The organism is Geodermatophilus sp. SYSU D00525, assembly GCF_054050475.1.
In genome coordinates, this window is the sequence record NZ_JBJGZK010000009.1 from 169,430 (window position 1) to 176,185 (window position 6,756).

8 protein-coding genes are annotated in these 6,756 nt (G+C 75.9%); 2 read left to right on the forward strand and 6 right to left on the reverse strand.

What is annotated here, in order from left to right; translation table 11 throughout:
• Positions 1 to 18: 18 nt before the first annotated feature.
• Together prcA and prcB are read right to left on the reverse strand one after the other, a co-directional pair.
• The gene (gene prcA / locus ACI796_RS10550) at positions 19 to 924 is read right to left on the reverse strand and encodes a proteasome subunit alpha (RefSeq protein ID WP_456941188.1); all 906 of its coding nucleotides are present in this window, start codon (positions 922 to 924) and stop codon (positions 19 to 21) included.
• An 11-nt stretch (positions 925 to 935) separates the two neighbouring features.
• Positions 936 to 1,778, reverse strand: coding sequence for a proteasome subunit beta (gene prcB, locus ACI796_RS10555; RefSeq protein ID WP_456941179.1), 843 nt, complete (start codon positions 1,776 to 1,778; stop codon positions 936 to 938).
• 181 nt (positions 1,779 to 1,959) lie between these two features.
• Here prcB and ACI796_RS10560 point away from each other — a divergent pair, with 181 nt between their 5' ends.
• Positions 1,960 to 2,592, forward strand: a complete 633-nt coding sequence (locus ACI796_RS10560; RefSeq protein ID WP_456941180.1) for a PRC-barrel domain-containing protein — start codon at positions 1,960 to 1,962, stop codon at positions 2,590 to 2,592.
• Between the two features lie 206 nt (positions 2,593 to 2,798).
• Complete coding sequence (locus tag ACI796_RS10565) at positions 2,799 to 3,194, forward strand: hypothetical protein (protein WP_456941181.1); 396 nt, start codon at positions 2,799 to 2,801, stop codon at positions 3,192 to 3,194.
• A 12-nt stretch (positions 3,195 to 3,206) separates the two neighbouring features.
• Here the strand turns inward: ACI796_RS10565 and ACI796_RS10570 are convergent, their stop codons facing one another.
• The 4 genes from ACI796_RS10570 to dop all read right to left on the reverse strand — a co-directional run bounded on the left by ACI796_RS10570 (position 3,207) and on the right by dop (position 6,636).
• Positions 3,207 to 3,830 carry an endonuclease VII domain-containing protein gene (locus ACI796_RS10570; protein ID WP_456941182.1) on the reverse strand — a complete coding sequence of 208 codons (624 nt, stop codon included), beginning with the start codon at positions 3,828 to 3,830 and terminating at the stop codon, positions 3,207 to 3,209.
• Between the two features lie 35 nt (positions 3,831 to 3,865).
• Positions 3,866 to 4,075, reverse strand: a complete 210-nt coding sequence (locus ACI796_RS10575) for a ubiquitin-like protein Pup (protein WP_456941183.1) — start codon at positions 4,073 to 4,075, stop codon at positions 3,866 to 3,868.
• Positions 4,076 to 4,147: 72 nt separating this feature from the next.
• Complete coding sequence (locus tag ACI796_RS10580; protein WP_456941184.1) at positions 4,148 to 5,131, reverse strand: acyl-CoA dehydrogenase family protein; 984 nt, start codon at positions 5,129 to 5,131, stop codon at positions 4,148 to 4,150.
• Positions 5,131 to 6,636 carry a depupylase/deamidase Dop gene (dop, locus tag ACI796_RS10585; protein ID WP_456941185.1) on the reverse strand — a complete coding sequence of 502 codons (1,506 nt, stop codon included), beginning with the start codon at positions 6,634 to 6,636 and terminating at the stop codon, positions 5,131 to 5,133. Before dop ends, ACI796_RS10580 begins: the two co-directional genes overlap by 1 nt.
• Positions 6,637 to 6,756 lie beyond the last annotated feature (120 nt).

Here is a 6,756-nt window from a genome sequence, read left to right on the forward strand (position 1 = left end):
TCCCTTCCGCGACGCCGGTCAGCTGCCCCCGTCGGTGCCCCCGCCGGCGCCGTCGGCCGGGCCCGGCTGCGGGCCGCTGCCCTCGCCCGACCCGCCGGTGCCGCCGGCGGTGTCCGGCGCGGCGGGGTCGCCGAGACCGGCCGGGGTGCCCGGCTGCGGCGCGCTGGGCACGTGTGCGTGGGTGGTGCCCTCGGGCGCGGCCGCGCCGGCGCTGCGGTCGCCGAGCAGGGTGCCCAGCGCCGCGCCCACGACCCGGCGGAAGGCCCGCTTGGGCCGGCGGCGGTCCAGGACGGCGACCTCGAGCTGGCCGGCCGGCAGCAGGCCGTCGCCGCTGCCGTTGGCGTTGCCCGACATCGCCGGGCTGGACGCCGACAGCGCCCGGACGCCGGTCATCAGCGCGTCGCGCAGCGCCATGCCGGGGCGGAAGTCCTCCCGCAGGCGGGCGGTGACCGCCTCGGCCTGCCCGCCCATGACCACGAAGTCCGGCTCGTCGACGACCGACCCGTCGAAGGTCAGCCGGTACAGCTGGTCCTGCTCGGCGGCCTCCCCGACCTCGGCGACGCACAGCTCCACCTCGTAGGGCTTCATCTGCTCGGTGAAGATCGCGCCGAGGGTCTGCGCGTAGGCGTTGGCGATGACCCGGCCGGTGACGTCGCGGCGGTTGTAGGAGTAACCGCGGACGTCGGCCAGGCGCACCCCGGCCACCCGCAGGCTCTCGAACTCGCTGTACCGGCCGACGGCGGCGAAGCCGATCCGGTCGTAGATCTCGCCGACCTTGTGCAGCGTGGAGCTGGGGTTCTCGGCGATGAACAGCACGCCGTCGGCGTAGGTGAGGACGGCGACGCTGCGGCCGCGGGAGATGCCCTTGCGGGCGTACTCCGAGCGGTCGCGCATGAGCTGCTCGGGCGAGGCGTAGTACGGCATGGTCACGGCGATCAGCCCTGCCCCTCGGCGGCGGCCCGCTCGTCGACGATGGTCTTCGCGACGGCGGAGACCTCGTCGTCGGTCAGGCGGACGGCGCCCTCGGCGTCGACGCGGTAGACGATCGGGTACAGCCGGCGCACCGGGTCGGGGCCGCCGGTGGCCGAGTCGTCGTCGGCGGCGTCGTAGAGGGCCTCGACCAGGCTGCGGGTGGCGTCGTCGCCGGACAGCCCCGGCCGCCAGGTCTTCTTCAGCGAGTTGCGGGCGAACAGCGAGCCGGAGCCGACGGCGGCGTAGCCGCGCTCCTCGTAGTTCCCGCCGGTGACGTCGTAGCTGAAGATCCGGCCCGGGCTGGCGTCCGGGGCGGCGTCGAGGTCGAAGCCGGCGAACAGCGGGACGACGGCCAGGCCCTGCAGCGCGGCGCCGAGGTTGCCGCGGATCATCTGGGCCAGCCGGTTGGCCTTGCCGTCCAGGCTGAGGGTCAGCCCCTCGATCTTCTCGTAGTGCTCGAGCTCGACCTGGTAGAGCCGGACCATCTCGATCGCGATGCCCGCGGCCCCGGCGATGCCGATCACCGACCAGGTGTCGGCCGGGTACACCTTCTCGATGTCGCGGCTGGAGATCAGGTTGCCCATGGTGGCCCGCCGGTCGCCGCCCATGAGGACGCCGCCGTCGTAGGTGACGGAGACGATCGTGGTGCCGTGCGGGGTGAGGTCGCCGGCGTGCACCGACGGCACGGGGCGCCGCCCGGGCAGCAGGTCGGGCGCGGCCTGGGCGAGGAAGTCGGTGAACGAGGAGCCCACCCGGTCCAGGTAGGCGGGCGGGAAGCCGCTCCGGCCGGTGTGCGACTGGGTCAACCCGTCCACCCTCTCCGCGCCCCTCCCGGGGTGCTCCTCGACGTGCCGCGGACGTGCCGCGGCGGCTCGTGGCCGACCCTACCGGCGCGACTGCCGGGCCACCCGGGACGCGGGCGGGCCTGGTCCGCCGGGACCGCGGGGTCTACCGTGCGCCGGCTCGATCGACCGGAGGGGAGCAGGCGTGACCGACGGAGTGCACCCGCGGGACCTGGCGGGGGCACCGCACGTGCCCCGCGTGCCGGCCGGACGGCGCCGCACCGCGCTGGCCGCGACCGGGCTGCTGATGGCCCTGCTGTGCGGGCTCTGCGCGGCCTGGACCCGCGCGGCGCTCGGAGGCGGGGCCGGGTGGCCCGCGGCCGTGGCCGCCCTGGCCGGGCTCCTGGCCGCCTGGTCCCTGTGGTCGCGGGTGCGGCAGGACGAGGCCGGCCGGCTGCGGCTGGAGGGGACGGTGCTCGTCGGGCGGACCCTGCTCGGCGAGCAGGGGGTGGACCTCGCGCGGGTGACGGCGGTGTCCGCCGGCAGCGATCCGGAGCTGGGCAGGATCGTCGCGGTCCGGCTGAGCGACGGCGAGCGGCACCTGGTGGTCCCCTGGTCGCGGCTGGACGGCCTGCCGGAGGCACGCCGGCTGCTCGTCGACCGGCACCGGCGGGGCGGGCTCCTGCCGCCGGCGGTGTGCGCCGCGTGGGACCTGCCCGCGCCGCCCGAGGTCCCCACGCCCGGGCGCGTGCGCCGGGACGGGGCGGACCGGGCCATCGGCGCGCTGACCCTCCTCGGCTCGGCCGCCGCCGTGGCGGCCGGCGTCCTGCTCGCGTGAGCCCGCCGGTGCGGGTGGTGCCGCGGGTGGCGGACCGGCGCCGCGGCCGCGTGCTGGCCGGGGCGGGCGCGCTGCTCGTGCTCGTCGTGGCGCCGGCGGGGAGCTGGGCGCTGGCCGGGCCGGGTGTCCGTCCCGCTGGTCGTGCTGCTCGGGCTGCCGGCCGTGCTGCTGTTCGCTGCCGTCCGGCAGAACGACACAGGCGGTCGGTGCGTGTCGACGACGGCGTGCTGAGCGGCCGCACGCTGCTCGGCCGGCACGGGGTCGACCTGACCGAGGTGCAGGCGGTCGCCGTCCAGGAGGGCGAGGAGGGACCGGCCGGCGTGCTGCCGGTCGACGGCGGTGGTCACCTGCGGGTGCCGTGGCCGGAGGTGCGTCGGCACCCTGAGCTCCGGGAGCTGCTGCTCGCCCGTCAGGCGCAGGGGGCCGTGGTGCTCCCCCGGGTGCTGTGCGCGGCGTGGGACGTCCCCGCCCTGCCCGGCGCGCCGTGGGCCGGGCGGGTCCCCGGCGACCTGCACGACCCCGTGAACGCGGTGATCACCGCCCTCACCGGGACCGGTTGCCTCGTCACCGGCCCGGGCGCCGCCCTCGCCGCCGTCGGGTGAGCGCCCGGTCGTTCACTCCTCGGCCTGCGGTGTGGCGGGCGGACCGCCCTGCAGGGCGCGGTGGTGGAGGACGTAGCGGGCGGCGGCGCGCAGGACCACGGGATCGTCCTTGAACTGTCCGAGACCGCCGTTGCAGCCGAAACAGAGCAGCGCCCGGACCCTGCCGGTTACGTGGTCGTGGTCCACGTGCTCGGCCGGCGCCGTGACGCAGATGGCACAGAGCCCGCCCTGCTCGGCCAGCATCGCGTCGGCCTCGGCGGCGGTGATCCCGTACCGCCCCATGAGGTGGTAGCTCCGCGACCCACCCACCTTGTCCTTGGAGGCCTTGCCGCGGACGTTGTGACAGGGCTTGCAGTACGTGTGCACACCGCTCGAGTTGGCGGTGGTCGTGGGGAACTCGTCGATCGGCTTGACGGTGTCGCAGTCCGGACACCACTTGGCCCCGGCCGGCACGTCTCGACCGACCGGAAAGCGGCGGCTCGGTGGACCGAGCCGCCGCCGTCTGGACTCCTGAGACCTCGCCCTCGCGTGGTCGCGGCAGTAGAACGCGAGACCGTCCGCTCGTCGCTTGTCACGGGTGAACTGGTCGAGCGGGCGGACCACACCGCAGTCCGGACACCACTTCGAGTCGACCATTTCATCCCACCATTCCCGCTATACGGAGATGGCTTTCACTGACCCCCTTTTTGCACATACGAGCGAACGAATTCCTCTGCATTCTCCTCGAGGACGTCGTCGATCTCGTCGAGGATGGCGTCGACGTCCTCGGACATCTCCTTGTGCCGCTCGGCGACCTCGGTGTCGACCGAGGCCTCGACCTCGTCGGTCTCCTCGCGCGTGCGCGTGGCCCGCTGCTGCCCGCCGGTGTCCCTGGTGGCCATGTGCCCTCCCCTGGTGCGCGCCGAGTGCGTGCTGCCGCCGAAACTACCCGCAGGTACCGACACCCGGCGGCCTCAGCGGGCCGCGCCCAGCCGCGCCAGCAGCGACGCGCGGATCGCGGGGCGGGAGCCGAACACGAGCAGGAACACCGCCTCGCGCGCGGTCCGCTCGGCCACCGAGCCGGCGCGTGCGGCGCCGCTGCCGGTCGCCACCACCAGGGCCCCGGCCGCGCGGTGCGCGAGGGCCGCGGCGGCGGCGCGCGCCTCCGGGAGCCCGTCCGGCCCAGCGGCGTCGAGCCGGGCGCGCACGGCGGCGAGGTCGTCGTCGAGGGGTGAGGGGCCGACCAGCCGGGCGCACCGCCGGGCCAGGCCCAGCGCCAGCGAGCCGTTGAGCCGCAGCCCGGCCGCGTCGCCCGCGCGGACCTCGGCCAGCGGGGTCGCGCCCAGCAGCCGGCCGGCGGGGACGCGGTGGCCCCGCAGGTGCAGCTCCACCGTGGCGCTGGCCTGCACCGCGACCAGCGCCTGCGGCACGGCCGCGAGCGTCGGCCCGCAGGCGGCGTCGGCCAGCACGAACGCGACGTCGTCGCCGTCGCGGGCGGCCACCAGCACGACGTCGAGCAGGCCCCAGCCGGTCACCCACGGCACGGCGCCGTCGAGCACGAGGTCGCCGCCGTCCCGCCGCACGGTCACGGGCGCCGCGTCCGGGCGCGTCGCCGCCTGCAGGGCGATCCCGGCCCGCCGCCGCCCGGCGCACAGGTCGGCCAGCAGCTCCGGGTGCGCCCGGGAGGCGGCCAGCCGGCCGACGACGCCGTGGTGCTGCAGCCACACGAACGCGGTCGCGAGGTCGCCGGCCGCCAGCTCCTCGACCACGGCCGCCAGCGTCGCGCCGTCGGCGCCCAGGCCGCCGGCGTCGGCGGGTCCGACCAGGCCGTACAGCCCGGCCGCGGCGAGCGCGTCGAGGTGGCCGCGCGGGAGGACGCCGGTGGCGTCGACCTCCGCGGCGGTGGGCGCGAGCAGGTCCTCGGCCAGCGCCCGCGCGACCTCGACCGGCGGGGTCACTAGGCGCCGGTGATGGTGTCGACCAGCTCCTGCGCGCTCGCCGTCGACTCGAACAGCAGGCCCACGTGGTCGCGGGTGCCGCGCAGCGGCTCCATCGTCGGGATGCGCACCAGGTTCTCCCGGCCGAGGTCGAAGACCACCGAGTCCCACGACGCCGCGGCCACCTGGGCCGGGAAGCGCCGCAGGCACTCGCCGCGGAAGAAGGCGCGGGTGTCGGCCGGCGGGGTGACCATCGCCCGGGTCACCTCGTCGTCGGTGAGCAGCCGCTGCATCGAGCCGCGGGCGACCAGCCGGTGGTAGAGCCCCTTCTCCGGGCGGACGTCGGAGTACTGCAGGTCCACCAGCTGCAGCCGCGAGTCGCCCCAGGACAGCCCGTCGCGGGAGCGGTAACCCTCCAGCAGCCGCAGCTTGGCCGGCCAGTCCAGCCGGTCGGCCAGGCGCATCGGGTCGGTGGCGAGGTCGTCGAGGACCTCGGCCCAGCGGCGCAGCACGTCGGTGGTCTGCTCGTCGGGCGCCCCGTTGCGGTCGACGAACCGCTCGGCGTGGTCGAGGTAGACCCGCTGCAGGTCGACCGCGGTCATCCGCCGCCCGTCGCGCAGCCGCACCTGGGTGGCCAGCGACGGGTCGTGGCTGACCGCCTGCAGCGTGGCGACCGGCTCCTCCAGCGAGAGGTCCTCGCGCAGCGCCCGCGCCTCGATCATGGCCAGCACCAGCGACGTCGTCCCGACCTTGAGGTAGGTCGACAGCTCGGCGAGGTTCGCGTCGCCGATGATCACGTGCAGCCGGCGGTACTCGTCGGGGTTGGCGTGCGGCTCGTCGCGGGTGTTGATGATCGGCCGCTTGAGCGTCGTCTCCAGGCCCACCTCGACCTCGAAGAAGTCCGCCCGGGAGGAGATCTGGAAGCCCTGCGTGCGGCCCTCGGCGCCGATGCCGACCCGGCCGGCACCGGCGAACACCTGCCGGGTCACGAAGAACGGGATCAGCCCGCGGATGATGTCGATGAACGGCGTCCGCCGGTCCATCAGGTAGTTCTCGTGCGCGCCGTAGCTGGCGCCCTTGCCGTCGGTGTTGTTCTTGTACAGCTGGATCGGCTGGGTGCCGGGGATGCGGGCGGCCCGGCGGGCCGCCTCGGCCATGACCCGCTCCCCCGCCTTGTCCCACAGGACGACGTCGCGCGGGTTGGTGACCTCCGGCGTCGAGTACTCCGGGTGCGCGTGGTCGACGTAGAGCCGGGCGCCGTTGGTGAGGATGACGTTGGCCATCCCCGAGTCCTCGTCGAGGTCGGTGTGGTCCAGCGCCTGCGCCGGGGACAGGTCGAAGCCGCGGGCGTCGCGCAGCGGCGACTCCTCCTCGAAGTCCCAACGCGGCCGGCGGCGGGTGGGGGCGTCGGCGACGGCCCAGGCGTTGACGACCTGGCTGGACAGGGTGGTCGGGTTGGCGGTGGGCTGCCCGGGGACCGAGATGCCGTACTCGACCTCGGTCCCCATCACCCGGCGCACGCTCATGCACCGAGCCTAGGCGTCCGGCGCCGGGCCGCCGGGAGCCCCGCCCCGGGCCCGAGGGACGCGCCGACGACGTCGTGCGGCCGGCCCGCCGGGGCGCACGCCCCGGCGTCCGGCCGCCCC